Genomic DNA, 11,895 nt, shown 5'->3' on the forward strand with positions numbered 1-11,895 from the left:
TGGCTGATCGCGGACTCCGTCCGCGATGATTTCAAGGCCGCAGCGGGGCATTGGTCTGTTCACCGGCTCTTGCCGTCGTATTCCTTCACCGTCAGCCCGGCGAGCTCCACTCCCGGCAGGCAGCGCACATTGATCGCCGCCATCGGCGTGCCGTCCGGCGCGCTGGCGTAGGCCAGCGGTGCGCAGCCGCAGGTGGGGCAGAAGCGATGCTCGATGCGATGGGTGTTGAACGTATAGGTGCTCATCGCACTCTCAGGAGTCGTCAGCTTCAGCTTGCCGCGCGACACGAACCAGAGCAGCGAGCCCTTGCGCCGGCAGATCGAGCAGTTGCATGACACGACCTCACCGACATCCCCTTCCACTTCGAACGCGATCTGCCCGCAATGGCAACTGCCCTGATGCACCATGATCCTTCTCCTGTCGGGATATCCCGTGGGCAGTCAGTGTAGTAGTCGCTTGAACGCCATCCGTCCGATGGCATACTGCGGCGCCATCCGGCAGGCCCCCGCGCCGCGTTCTAAGCTGGATTCACCGCGAATATTCCCAGGAGTTCCGTCATGCCGCGCATTCCCCTGATCATCGCCCTGGCGCTGGCCGTCGCTGGCTGCTCGGGCAAGACCGTCAACCGCGACAGTTGCGCCTCGCAACTGGATGCCGCCTGGCACGAACTGGACCTGGCCAAGGCCGAAGGCTTCGCCGGCACAGTCAGCTACTCCAAGGCCCTGGGCCTGCTGACCGCCGCCAAGACCCAGCAGCAGGTCGAGGCGTACACCGGTTGCTCCGACAAGGCCAGCCGCGCGCGTTTCTACATCAAGGAATCCCGCGCCGGCCGCTGAGCCGCGCACCGCCGGGCCGCCTGGCGCGGTCCGCGTCTTCCCACCGATTTGTCCGGATCTGCCCATGCAACTCGACTTCACCCAACTGCCCAAGGCCGAGGCCTATCGCTGGCTGGCTTCCACCGTCACGCCGCGGCCCATCGCCTGGGTCTCCACGCTGTCGAAAGAGGGACAAAGCAACCTCGCGCCGTTCAGCTTCTTCCAGGTCATCAGCGATTCGCCGCCGACCCTGCTGGTCAACACCAGCGTGCGCGACGACGGCAGCGTCAAGGACACCTTGCGCAACGTGCGCGAGACCGGCGAGCTGGTGATCCACCTGGTCAGCGCCGCGCAGGCCGAAGCCATGAACGCTACCGCCGCCTGGCTGCCCCACGGCGTCAGCGAGATCGAGCACGCCAGCATCGCCACCGTGCCCAGCGAGCGTGTTGCTCCACCTCGCGTCGTGGGCGCGCCGGTGGCCTTCGAATGCCAGTTGGCGGAAATCATGCCCTACCCGGCGGAAAACCCCTCGAGCATGCTGATCTTCGCCCGAGTGCTACTGGCGCATATCGACGATGCGGTGATGCAGGACGAACGCCACATCGACCCGGCGCGGCTGGACCTGGTGGGCCGTCTGGGCGGCACCCAGTACAGCTACACCCGTGACACCTTCAGCATGATTCGTCCGAAGTAGGGCTGCGCGCCTGGCGCTGCGACGTCAGGCAAATTCCAGCTCCAGGCCGAGTTGCCAGCGGATGTCGCCGAGGCGCGCCTCGTCCAGCCGCTCGCCGAGGGCGAAGAGTTCCGAGAGCAATGCGTCGCGGTGGGTGAATTCCAGCGTACTGCCGTGAACCAGGCTGACGACGACCTGTACCAGGCGCCAGCCGGCCTGCGCCTCGAACCAGCAGTCCAGCCATTCGCCCTTGCTCTCGTCGTAGGTCTGCGGGCAGACGAAATGCCGAATCGGCAGATGCCCGCGCGTCAGCAGCAGGGGGTCGAGGCGGCGTTGCTCGCGGTACAGCTCCGGCAGGAAGAGTTGGTCGGCGAATCCTGTCAGCGGGCGCTGCAGGACCAGTTGATAGAAGGCGTTCATCCGCGCACCTGGAGTGGAAGGGCAGGTGTCGGAATCTGAATGGTCGGGCAGGCAGGTCGCTGTCGGCGATTTCCGTATCCGTGCCAGGAAAGTCCTGTTCAGTGTTCTGGATACGACCTCCACGTATCCCTGCGCAGCATCACCGTGCCATCACCGTCGCGCCCTCTATCCAGTCGATGGGCAGCGCTCCTAATGTTCCGCCCACAAGCACCGATAACGAGCAGGAGACCTACGAGGATTTCCTGCAACGCCATTGCGGATGGGGGGAGTAGCCATGGTTGCCTTCGTGCAGCGTCGTCTGGCCGACATGGGCACGGCGAAGAAACTGGCCATCGGCTTCGGCCTGGTGCTGTTGCTCACGGCGCTGGTGGCGGTCATCGGCGTGACGTCGTTGCGCGCCATTTCCCAGCGCTTCGACCTGCTCGGCGACATGTCGACCATCAACCGCGAACTGCTGGAGATGCGCCAGAGTGAGAAGGATTTCGTCATCGACGCCAGCGATGCTTCCGCCAAGCGCCTGCGCGAGCACGCCGGCAATCTCGGCGAGGCGGTGGCGCGGCTCAAGGCCCGGCCGGACCAGGCGGCAGCCATGGCCCGGGTGGAGCAGGGCATCGCCGATTACCTGGCGGCATTCGAGAAGTTCGAAAAGTCCAGCAAAAGCCGGCGGCTGTCGCTGGACGCCGCCACCTGGTCGGTGAACGGTGCGTCCAACAGCCTGGACATCCTGCAATCCAGCCTGGCCGATGACGGCGCCTACGAACTCAAGGAATCCCAGGGCCAGAAGGGGGAGGAGTTGCTGCAGCAGGCCGCCCAGGTCAGCCAGCTCTACCGTCTGGTGCTGCAGGGCCTGAACGAGGCGCGCTCGCGCATGGAGGTCGGCGGCGAGAGCGGTGAGAAGGCCGAGGGTGGGCGCATCAAGTCCGCCGCCGAGGCGCTGGAACTGTCCGCCAAGCTGCAGGAGGCCATCACCGATCCGACCTACGTCTCGGTGCTCAAGGACGTGATCACCAACATCAACGCCTTCGTCGAGAAGCTCGACGAATACACCGCCAGCCTCGAGCAGGAAAAACAGGTCCACGCGCAGATGAACGACCGCGCGGCCCAGGTCATGCAGCAGGTCGATGACGCCTATGCGGCGCAGCGGGCGGCCATGCAGACGCAGCTACGCACCAATACGCTGCTGATCGTCGCTTCGGCGGCGCTGGCGCTGCTGGTGGGCGCACTGGCTTCGCTGCTGATCACCTGGATGATCGTGCGGCCGCTGCGCCAGGTGATCGGCATGGCCAGCCGCATCGCCGAGGGCGATCTGAGTGTGAGTGTCGAAGTGCGGCGCAAGGACGAAGTCGGCCAATTGATGGGCGCGGTGGGCAGCATGGCCGACAGCCTGCGCGGCATTGTCAGCCGCCTCAGTGATGGCGTGGGGCAGATCACCGCGTCGGCGCAGGCGCTTTCCAGCGTCACCGAGCGCACCCAGCACGGGGTGAACTCGCAGAAGGCCGAGACCGATCAGGTCGCCACGGCGATGAACCAGATGGCGGCCACCGTGCATGATGTCGCGCGCAACGCCGAGGAAGCCGCCAGTTCCGCCGAACAGGCCGATGGCAAGGTCGCCAGCGGGCAGGATGTGGTACGCCAGACCCTTGGCCGTATCGAGCAACTGGCCGACGCCGTGCGCGCGGCCACCGAAAGCATCGAGCAGCTCGGCCGCGAGAGCCAGAGCATCGGCAGCGTGCTGGTGGTGATCAAGAACGTCGCCGAGCAGACCAACCTGCTGGCGCTCAATGCCGCCATCGAGGCGGCGCGGGCCGGCGAGCAGGGCCGGGGCTTTGCCGTGGTGGCCGACGAAGTGCGGGCGCTGGCGCGGCGCACCCAGCAGTCCACCGCCGAAATCGAGACGTTGATCGCCGCACTGCAGAGCGGCGCGACCACGTCGGTCCAGCGCATGCAGCGCAGTCACGCGCTGGTGGAGATGACCGTGGGCGACGCGGTACAGACCGAGGCCGCGCTGGGCAACATCGCCTCGGCGGTGGCGGTGATCCACCAGATGAACCAGCAGATCGCCGCCGCTTCCGAACAGCAGAGCGCGGTCGCCGAGGAGATCAGCCGCAGCGTCACCAGCATCCGTGGCATCGCCGACGAATCGGCGCAGGCCATGGAGTCCACCGCATCGTCCAGCGTCGAGCTGGCGCAGCTCAGTCGCGAGCTACAGGGGCTGGTGGGGCAGTTCCGGCTGTGACGCCGCCGCGGCGCGCTCGGCCGCTTCCTGCTCGCGCTTGCGCTGCTGGTGCCAGCGCCGGTAGGCGTTGACACCCGCACGCACGGAGCTGAACACCAGCGGCGGCTTGACCTCGCCCAGCAGTTGCGAGCGTTTGAGCAGGGCCAGCGTTTCGCCGGTGACCCGCGCCAGCGACAGGTAAACGCCCCGGGCCTCCAGGGTCTGCTGCACTTCGCGTAGCGTGGTCAGGCCGCTGATGTCCAGGTTGAGGATGCCTTCGGCGTTGAGCAGCACGGCGCGGGCGTTCGGCGTCTGGGCCACCACCTCGAGGATGCGTTGCTTGAAGTAGTCGGCATTGAAGAACAGGATCGGCGCGTCGAAGCGGTAGATCACCAGCCCCGGCAAGGTGCGCGCGTTGGGGTATTGTTCGATTTCCACCTGGCCGTCGATGCCATGCACCCAGCCCATCACCGCGTCGTGCGGGCGATAGGTGAGATAGAGCAGGCGCAGCAGGGCCAGCATGATGGCGACGAAGATGCCCGGCAGCACGCCGACGCTGAGCACGCCGACCGTGGTCAGCACGCACAGGCCGAACTCGAACCGGCTCAGCGCCCAGAAACCGCGCAGTGCGCGGAAGTCGATCAGGCCCCAGCCGGCCATCAGCAGCACCGCGCCCAGCGCCGGCATCGGCACCCAGCCCAGCGGCTTGCTGAACAGCAGCAGGACCAGGCCGATCACCAGGGCGGCGACCACGCCGACCATCTGGCTCTTGCCGCCGACCATGTCGTTCACCGCGGTACGCGAGTCGGCGCCGCTGATGACGAAGCCCTGGGAAATCCCCGCGCCGATGTTGGCCATGCCCAGCGCCATGAACTCGTGGTTGGCGTCGATGGCGTAGCCGTGGCGGGCGGCGAAGCTGCGCGCGGTGAGCATCGCGCTGCAGAAGCTGACGATGGTGATGCCCATGGCATCGCGGAACAGGCTGCCGGCCTCCTCGACGCTGGTCTTCGGCCAGGTCAGGTGGGGCAGGCCTTGCGGCACCTCGCCGAGCAGCTTGATGCCGTACTGGTCCAGGCCGAACAGGGCGGCGATGACCGAGGCGAACAACACGCCGACCAGCGCGCCGGGAATCTTCGGGTAGCGACGTGGTAACAGGATCATCAGCGCCAGGGTGCCGACGCCCAGCGCCAGCGTCGGCAGGTGCGTATCGGCGAGATTGCGCACCAGCGCGATCAGGCCGCGGACGAAACCGCTGGTCTCGCTGTGGTAGCCGAGGATCTTGCCGAGCTGGCCGGCGATCAGGCTCAGGCCGATACCGTTGAGGTAACCCACCAGCGTCGGCCGCGACAGGAAGCTGGCGACGAAGCCCGCACGCGCGAAACCGGCGGCGATGGACAGCGCGCCCACCAGCACCGCGACTATCATCGACAGTTGGAGCAGCCGCTCCGGGTTGCCTGCCGCCAGCGGCGTGATGGCCGCCGCGACCATGGCGGCGGTGGCGGCATCCGGGCCGACCATCAATTGCCGCGAGCTGCCGACGATGGCGTAGATCAGCATCGGCAGGATGCAGGCGTACAGCCCGACCTGCGGCGGAAAGCCGATGATCTGCGAGTACGCAATGGCAGTGGGAATCTGCACCGCAGCCACCGACAGGCCGGCCTGGATATCGCGCGGCAACCAGTCGGAGCGGTAGTGCAGCAGGCTGTCCAGACCGGGCAGCCAGCGGGCGAGGGACATCGGGGATCTTCCATGGAATCGGCCAAGGGAAATCCTAGCTGGAAAGGCGCCTCAGAGCTTGTCGGAAATCATTGAGATAGAGGGCGCATAGCCATCCCAGCAACTCACGGCAACTTCAGCGCTGGGTTTACCCCTCACCCCAACTCTCTCCCGCTAGCGGGAGAGAGGGGCTTTGGGGCTGAGGGGCGGATCAGACCTTGAGCACCAGCTTGCCGAAGTTCTCGCCGCTGAACAGCTTGGCCAGGGTCTCGGGGAAGGTTTCCAGGCCTTCGACGATGTCTTCCTTCGATTTCAGCTTGCCTTCGCCGATCCAGGTCGCCATGTCCTTGAAACCTTCCTGGAAGCGGTGGGCGTAATCCATCACCACCATGCCTTCCATGCGCGCGCGGTTGACCAGCAGGGAGAGGTAGTTGGCCGGGCCGCGCACGGCTTCCTTGTTGTTGTACTGGCTGATCGCGCCACAGATCACCACCCGCGCCTTGGGCGCCAGGCGGGCCAGCACGGCGTCGAGGATGTCGCCGCCGACGTTGTCGAAGAATACGTTCACGCCCTTGGGGCATTCGCGCTTGAGGCCGGCGTTGACGTCCTCGGCCTTGTAGTCGATGGCGCCGTCGAAGCCCAGCTCATCCACCAGATAGCGGCACTTGTCGGTGCCGCCGGCGATGCCCACCACGCGGCAACCCTTGATCCTGGCGATCTGCCCGACCACGCTGCCCACCGCGCCGGCGGCGCCGGAGACGACCACGGTGTCACCGGCCTGAGGCAGGCCGACGTCGAGGAAGCCGAAGTAGGCGGTCATGCCGGTCATGCCCAGTGCCGACAGGTAGAGCGGCAGGGGCGCGCGCTGGCTGTCGACCTTGTAGAAACCCTTCGGCTCGCCGAGGAAGTAATCCTGCACGCCGAGGGCGCCGTTCACCTCGTCGCCGACCTTGAAGTCCTGGTGCTGCGAGGCGATCACCGTGCCCACGCCGAGGGCACGCATCACGTCGCCGATGGCCACCGGGGCAATATAGGACTTGGCGTCGTTCATCCAGCCGCGCATGGCCGGGTCCAGCGACAGGTACTGGTTCTTCACCAGAATCTGCCCCGGGCCGGGTTCGCCGATCGGGGTTTCCACATAGGTGAAGGTGTCGCGGGTGGCGGCACCGACCGGGCGCTGGGCGAGCTGGAACTGGCGGTTGATCTGGGCAGACATGGCAGTGGACTCAGTCAGGGGGAAAGCCTAGGTGATAGTCCGCCTGCTGCGCCGGGGCAAGTTTCGTCCGCCGGAGGAATGTTCACCCATCGGTTCCAGTGATCCGGATTTGCAGGAATCATCATTGCCATGGATGCAGGAACGTCGCCCCGCCTGATAGTGCTTCGCGCCGCTGGAGCGCTGGCTAGACTGCGACGGTTATTTCCCAAACCGCTTCGAGGTTCGCTCATGAGTCAGCTGCTTTCCGGCCAGGTTGCCCTGGTCACTGGCGCCGGTAACGGTATCGGCCGCGCCACCGCCCAGGCCTTTGCCCAGCAGGGTGTGAAGGTCGTGGTTTCCGACGTCGACGCCAAGGGCGGCGAAGCTACCGTCGAGCTGATCCGCGCCGCCGGTGGCGAGGCCACCTTCATCCGTTGCGACGTGACCCGCGACGCCGAGGTCAAGGCGCTGGTGGAAGGCACCGTGGCCGCCTACGGCCGCCTGGACTACGCCTTCAACAATGCCGGCATCGAGATCGAGAAGGGCAAGCTGGCCGACGGCGAGGAGAGCGAGTTCGACGCCATCATGGGCGTCAACGTCAAGGGTGTCTGGCTGTGCATGAAGCACCAGATCCCGGTGATGCTGGAGCAGGGCGGCGGCGCCATCGTCAACACTGCCTCGGTCGCTGGCCTGGGCGCCGCGCCGAAGATGAGCATCTACGCCGCCTCCAAGCATGCGGTGATCGGCCTGACCAAGTCCGCCGCCATCGAGTACGCGAAGAAGAAAATCCGCGTCAACGCCGTCTGCCCGGCGGTGATCGACACCGACATGTTCCGCCGTGCCTACGAGGCCGACCCGAAGAAGGCCGAGTTCGCCGCTGCCATGCATCCGGTGGGGCGTGTGGGGCGCGTCGAGGAAATCGCCAGTGCGGTGCTGTACCTGTGCAGCGACCACGCCGGCTTCACCACGGGCATTGCGCTGCCGGTGGATGGCGGGGCCACGGCGATCTGATCGTCTCGGGGGAGCGGTGCGTTCGAGTGTTCCCTCTCCCCAACCCTCTCCCTGAAGGGAGAGGGGGCTGTTCGGCATGCGGGTGACACGCCCGTTTAGCCGGCTCGTCCCCCGTTTCATGTAACCGAAACGGTGTCAGGTGAGCGACGAACTGAATGTGGCGGAGGACGAATCCCTCTCCCTTCAGGGAGAGGGTGTTCCCAGTCCTATTACTTCATGAATCACCTGTAGGAGCGCATTTACCAGCCGATTCGGCGCTGGGCGGTTCGCGAGCAAGCGCGCTCCTACAAAAAGCGTACCCGCCGACGATCCCGACCCGTTCGCAACAAGACTTTGCATTCTGTTACAGGATGAAGTGGTTTTGGCCTGCAAGGCCAGTTACAAGCGCCCAAGAGGCCGAAACAATCGGCCCACCCCAGTTGGAGAATAATGACAATGACCAACGATCCCTTGCTGACGCTCTTCATGCCCATCGCCCTGGGCATCATCATGCTGGGCCTCGGCCTGTCCCTGACCGTCGCCGACTTCGCCCGCGTGGTGCGCTATCCCAAGCCGGTGCTCATTGGCCTGGTCTGCCAGATCATCCTGCTGCCCCTGGCGTGCTTCCTCATTACCGTCGGCTTTGCCCTCGAAGCCGCACTGGCGGTGGGCATGATGCTGCTCGCCGCATCGCCCGGCGGCACCACCGCGAACCTCTACAGCCACCTGGCCCACGGTGACGTGGCGCTGAACATCACGCTGACCGCGGTGAACTCGGTGATCGCCATCCTCACCATGCCGCTGATCGTCAACATGTCTCTGCTCTATTTCATGAACGATGGCCAGACCATCCCGCTGCAATTCGGCAAGGTGCTGCAGGTGTTCGTCATCGTCCTGGGACCGGTCGCCATCGGCATGATCGTGCGGCGCCTGCTGCCGAGCGTGGCGGCGGCGCTGCAGAAGCCAGTGAAGATCCTCTCGGCGCTGCTGCTGGCGGTGATCATCGGCGTGGCCGTGACCAAGGACTGGCAGACCTTCCTGACCTACGCCCCCATCGTTGGCGCGGCCGCCCTGAGCTTCAACCTGCTGAGCCTCGCCGTGGGCTACTGGGTGCCACGCCTGCTCAAGCTGTCCAAGCCACAGTCCATCGCCATCGGCATGGAGATCGGCATCCACAACGGCACCCTGGCCATTGCCCTGGCGCTCAGCCCGATGCTGCTGAACAACAGCACCATGGCGATTCCGGCGGCGATCTACGGCGTGCTGATGTTCTTCACTGCTGGTCTGTTCGGCTGGTGGGTCAGCCGCGGCGTGGCGAAGACAGCCGCGGAGCAGGCGCCTGCCTGATCCGCTACCGCACCCGCCATCGGGTGTCCATTGTTCTCGTGAGCGCAGGAGCGGACTCCATCCGCGATAGTTTTCCCGTCGCTCCTACGCCATATCGTTGCCTGACTCCGAGCTCAATCCGCCCAATGCCACGCCGGGGCATCGAACATGCCCTGGTCGCGGATGCGCGTCTGGCCCAGTTCCTTGTCCAGATGCAGGCAATTGCACTCGGGGTGTTCCTCCAGCGTGGCGATCAGCCGGCTGGCGTGGGACACGACCCAGACCTGGGTGTGTTTCGACGCCGCGATGATCAACCGTCCCAGCGCGGGCAGCACGTCCGGGTGCAGGCTGGTTTCCGGCTCGTTGAGCACCATCAGCGACGGCGGCCGCGGAGTGAGCAGGGCGGCCACCAGCAGCAGGTAGCGTAACGTACCGTCGGAGAGTTCCGCCGCGCTCAGGGGGCGCAGCAGCCCGTGCTGTTTCAGCGCGACGGCGAAGCGCCCGCCAAGCTGGCAATCGATCTGTAGTTCGGCGCCTGGGAAGGCGTCGCTGATGGCGGCTTCCAGGGCATTGGCATCGCCGATTTCCCGAATCGTCTGCAGCGCGGCGGCCAGGTCGCGGCCGTCGTGGTGCAGCACCGGCGTGCGGGTGCCCAGTTGCGGCTGGCGTGCGGGGGCGTCGGCGTCGGTGCGGAAGTGGTCGTAGAAGCGCCAGCCGCGAATCTGCTCGCGCAGCAGCAGTGCTTCGGGGCAGTCCGAGCCACTGCCGATCTGGGTGAACAGGCTGTCGAAGGTCGGGATGTGCTGTTCCAGCACCTGCCAGCTGCGGCCTTCGCGGGCACGCAGCATCGGACCGTTGCGTTCCACCAGTTGCGAGGCGGGGCGATACCAGGGGCCGGCCCAGATGCTTTCGTGCTTGATTTCCGGGTCCAGGCCGAAGGCGCTGACCACCGGCGGGGGCGGCAGGCCGAGGGCGATGGCGTAACCGAAGTCCTCACCGGCGAAGCCCAGGCGCAGGCGCTTCACTTCGTTGCGCGGGCCGCCCTGGACTTCCACTTCGCCCGAGCGCATGCGCCGCGAGTGGTTTTCCGGGCCGGCCCAGAAGGTGGATTCCAGCCCGCCTTCGCGCGCCAATGCATTCACCACGCCGCCCTGGGCGGTCTCGGCGAGCAGGCGCAGGGCACGGTAGAGGTTGGACTTGCCGCTGCCGTTGGCGCCGGTGATCAGGTTCAGCCGGCCCAGCGGCAGCACCAGCGAGTTGATCGAGCGGTAATTGGCGACGGCCAGGGTGTGCAGCATGCGGGCGATCCGGTTCGGGCAAACGCCCGCATGCTAGCAGAAGGGTCTTACGCGGAACGACGCCAGTTCAGTACCAGCTGTGTCAGCAGGCCTGCAACCAATCCCCAGAAGGCGGAACCCACGGAGAACAGGGTGAAACCGGAGGCTGTGACCAGGAAGGTGACCATCGCCGCTTCGCGCTGGCGCGCATCGGCCATCGCGTTGGTCAGGCCATTGGTGATCGAACCAAGCAGCGCCAGCGCGGCGATCGACAGCACCAGCGCCTTGGGCAGCGCGGCGAACAGCGCTGCCAGGGTGGCGCCGAAGATGCCGGCGATGCCGTAGAACAGCCCGCACCAGAGCGCGGCGGTGTAGCGCTTGTGCGGGTTCTCGTGGGCTTCCGGGCCGGTGCAGATCGCCGCGCTGATGGCCGCCAGGTTGATGCCGTGGGAGCCGAAGGGCGCCAGCAGCAGCGAGGCGATACCGGTAGTGGAGATCAGCGGCGAGGCGGGCACCTGGTAGCCATCGGCGCGCAGTACGGCGAGGCCCGGCATGTTCTGCGAGGCCATGGCGACGATGAACAGCGGGATGCCGATACTGATGGTGGCGGCCAGGGAGAAGCTCGGCGTCGTCCACACCGGACGGGCGATCTCCAGCTGGAAGTGGCTGAAGTTGAGCAGGCCGAGGAAACCGGCCAGGGCGACGCCAACCAGCAACGCAGCGAACACCGCGTAACGTGGCGAAAGACGCTTGGCGACGAGGTAGCTGACGAACATCGCCACTACCAGCGCCGTCTGCTGCTGCGCGGCGTTGCAGATCTCGATGCAGATGCGGAACAGCACGCCGGCCAGCAGCGCCGAGGCCAGCGAGCCGGGCACCTGGCGCATCAGGCGGTCGAAGCTGCCGGTGACGCCGCAGATCGTGATCAGCGCGGCGCAGACAATGAACGCGCCGATGGCCTCGCCATACGGCACGCCGGGCAGGCTGCTGATCAGCAGCGCCGCGCCGGGGGTGGACCAGGCGATGACGATGGGGGTGCGGTAGCGCAGGGTGAGGCCGATGGTGGTCAGCGCCATGCCGATGGACAGCGCCCAGATCCACGAAGAAATCTGCGCGGTGGTCAGCCCCGCCGCCTGGCCGGCCTGGAACATCAGCACCAGCGAGCTGGTGTAGCCGGTAAGCATGGCGACGAACCCGGCGACGATGGCGGCGGGGGAAGAATCGGCCAGCGGGCGCAAGGGCGCGGCGGCGGGAGTGGTGTCAGTCAT

At 66.3% G+C, this 11,895-nt stretch carries 11 protein-coding genes and 1 pseudogene; 6 read left to right on the plus strand and 6 right to left on the minus strand.

Annotation, left to right across the window (positions count from 1 at the left end):
• Nucleotides 1–59: 59 nt before the first annotated feature.
• Nucleotides 60–407 (minus strand): GFA family protein, encoded by a 348-nt coding sequence (locus PNI01S_RS27055; RefSeq protein ID WP_065327598.1) that lies wholly within the window; start codon nucleotides 405–407, stop codon nucleotides 60–62.
• A 150-nt stretch (nucleotides 408–557) separates the two neighbouring features.
• On the opposite strand from PNI01S_RS27055, the gene PNI01S_RS27060 reads away from it, so the two are divergent.
• Nucleotides 558–836, plus strand: a complete 279-nt coding sequence (locus PNI01S_RS27060; RefSeq protein WP_024767322.1) for a hypothetical protein — start codon at nucleotides 558–560, stop codon at nucleotides 834–836.
• Between the two features lie 64 nt (nucleotides 837–900).
• Nucleotides 901–1,509: a flavin reductase family protein gene (locus PNI01S_RS27065; protein WP_065327599.1), complete on the plus strand. Its 609-nt coding sequence runs from the start codon at nucleotides 901–903 to the stop codon at nucleotides 1,507–1,509.
• Between the two features lie 24 nt (nucleotides 1,510–1,533).
• Here PNI01S_RS27065 and PNI01S_RS27070 read toward each other — a convergent pair whose 3' ends face one another.
• Nucleotides 1,534–1,908, minus strand: coding sequence for a hypothetical protein (locus PNI01S_RS27070; RefSeq protein WP_024767324.1), 375 nt, complete (start codon nucleotides 1,906–1,908; stop codon nucleotides 1,534–1,536).
• Nucleotides 1,909–3,154: 1,246 nt separating this feature from the next.
• Here PNI01S_RS27070 and PNI01S_RS28880 point away from each other — a divergent pair.
• Nucleotides 3,155–3,286, plus strand: a pseudogene (locus PNI01S_RS28880) (HAMP domain-containing protein); the annotation flags it as partial.
• Complete coding sequence (locus PNI01S_RS28885; protein WP_374701927.1) at nucleotides 3,281–4,144, plus strand: methyl-accepting chemotaxis protein; 864 nt, start codon at nucleotides 3,281–3,283, stop codon at nucleotides 4,142–4,144. The pseudogene PNI01S_RS28880 and the gene PNI01S_RS28885, both read left to right, overlap by 6 nt.
• Here PNI01S_RS28885 and PNI01S_RS27080 read toward each other — a convergent pair.
• Both PNI01S_RS27080 and PNI01S_RS27085 read right to left on the minus strand, forming a co-directional pair.
• Complete coding sequence (locus tag PNI01S_RS27080) at nucleotides 4,112–5,860, minus strand: SulP family inorganic anion transporter (protein WP_084359782.1); 1,749 nt, start codon at nucleotides 5,858–5,860, stop codon at nucleotides 4,112–4,114. The two genes, PNI01S_RS28885 and PNI01S_RS27080, sit on opposite strands and share 33 nt — an antisense overlap.
• Before the next feature lie 190 nt (nucleotides 5,861–6,050).
• On the minus strand, nucleotides 6,051–7,055 hold the full coding sequence (locus PNI01S_RS27085; protein WP_084359783.1) for an NADP-dependent oxidoreductase: 1,005 nt from the start codon (nucleotides 7,053–7,055) through the stop codon (nucleotides 6,051–6,053).
• A 228-nt stretch (nucleotides 7,056–7,283) separates the two neighbouring features.
• On the opposite strand from PNI01S_RS27085, the gene PNI01S_RS27090 reads away from it, so the two are divergent.
• Entirely contained in the window at nucleotides 7,284–8,045 is a 762-nt protein-coding gene (locus PNI01S_RS27090) for an SDR family oxidoreductase (RefSeq protein ID WP_024765409.1), read from the plus strand.
• A gap of 435 nt (nucleotides 8,046–8,480) precedes the next feature.
• Nucleotides 8,481–9,371 carry a bile acid:sodium symporter family protein gene (locus PNI01S_RS27095; RefSeq protein ID WP_024765410.1) on the plus strand — a complete coding sequence of 297 codons (891 nt, stop codon included), beginning with the start codon at nucleotides 8,481–8,483 and terminating at the stop codon, nucleotides 9,369–9,371.
• Nucleotides 9,372–9,484: 113 nt separating this feature from the next.
• Here the strand turns inward: PNI01S_RS27095 and PNI01S_RS27100 are convergent, their stop codons facing one another.
• Both PNI01S_RS27100 and PNI01S_RS27105 read right to left on the minus strand, forming a co-directional pair.
• Nucleotides 9,485–10,648 (minus strand): AAA family ATPase, encoded by a 1,164-nt coding sequence (locus PNI01S_RS27100; RefSeq protein WP_084359784.1) that lies wholly within the window; start codon nucleotides 10,646–10,648, stop codon nucleotides 9,485–9,487.
• A gap of 47 nt (nucleotides 10,649–10,695) precedes the next feature.
• A complete protein-coding gene (locus tag PNI01S_RS27105; protein ID WP_024765412.1) occupies nucleotides 10,696–11,895 on the minus strand; it encodes a benzoate/H(+) symporter BenE family transporter in 1,200 nt (399 codons plus the stop codon).

The organism is Pseudomonas nitroreducens NBRC 12694, assembly GCF_002091755.1.
Taxonomy (GTDB): domain Bacteria; phylum Pseudomonadota; class Gammaproteobacteria; order Pseudomonadales; family Pseudomonadaceae; genus Pseudomonas; species Pseudomonas nitroreducens.